The organism is Streptomyces sp. bgisy100, assembly GCF_057709105.1.
Genome location: NZ_JBYITE010000111.1, coordinates 1 through 934, shown reverse-complemented (window position 1 = coordinate 934; position 934 = coordinate 1). Strand labels below are relative to the sequence as shown.

General features: G+C 69.7%; 1 protein-coding gene. It reads right to left on the bottom strand.

Going from position 1 to position 934, the window contains the following annotated elements; all coding sequences use genetic code 11:
- A partial coding sequence (locus AC3EQ1_RS31285; protein ID WP_432097679.1) for an acyltransferase domain-containing protein occupies positions 1–934 on the bottom strand: 934 nt, incomplete at both ends.

Here is a 934-nt window from a genome sequence, read left to right as displayed (position 1 = left end):
GCGGAGGGCGAGTTCGAGCACGGCGGTTCCCGGGACCACGGTGATTCCGGAGACCTGGTGGTCGGCCAGCCAGGGGTGGGTGTCCACACCGATCCGGCCGGTGAAGAGGTGGCCGTCACTGTCGGCCAGACCGAGTGCGGCGCCCAGCATCGGGTGTTCGGCCGGCGTCAGGCCGGCTGCGGTGAGGTCGCCCGTCGGCCGGTCCGCGTCGAGCCAGTAGCGCTGGTGCTGGAAGGCGTAGGTGGGCAGATCGATCCGGCGGGCACCGGTACCCGAGAAGGCGGCCTGCCAGTCGATGTCGATGCCCTCCACATGGAGCGCTGCGGCTGCCGCGAGTACGGCCTCGTGCTCGTGCCGGTCCCGGCGGAGTGCCGGGACGAGCAGCGCCTCACTGTCGTCGGGGAGACAGCCGCGTGCCATGGCGGTGAGAGTTCCGTCGGGACCCAGTTCCAGGTAGCGCGATACACCTTCGGTGTGGAGGGCTCGGATGCCGTCGGCGAACCGGACCGCCTCCCGGACGTGCCGCACCCAGTACTCCGCCGAGCACAGTTCCTCCGTGGTGGCGAGAGTGCCGGTGAGGTTGGAGACCACGGGAATGCGCGGCGCCTGGAACGACAGCTTCTCCGCCACCGAACGGAAGGCATCGAGCATGCCATCCATGTGAGCCGAGTGGAACGCATGACTCACCCGCAGACGCGACGTCTTCACCCCGGCAGCAGAGAAGCGCTCGGCCACCGCCACGACCGCATCGCGGTCACCGGAAATCACCACCGACTGCGGACCATTGACCGCAGCGACGGACACACCGGCCGTGTCTTCGAGGAGCATCCGCACCTCTGCCTCGGAAGAGGCGATGGCCACCATCGCCCCACCCTCCGGCAGAGCCTGCATCAACCGCGCACGCGCCGCCACCAGCACCGCGGCATCCGCCAGG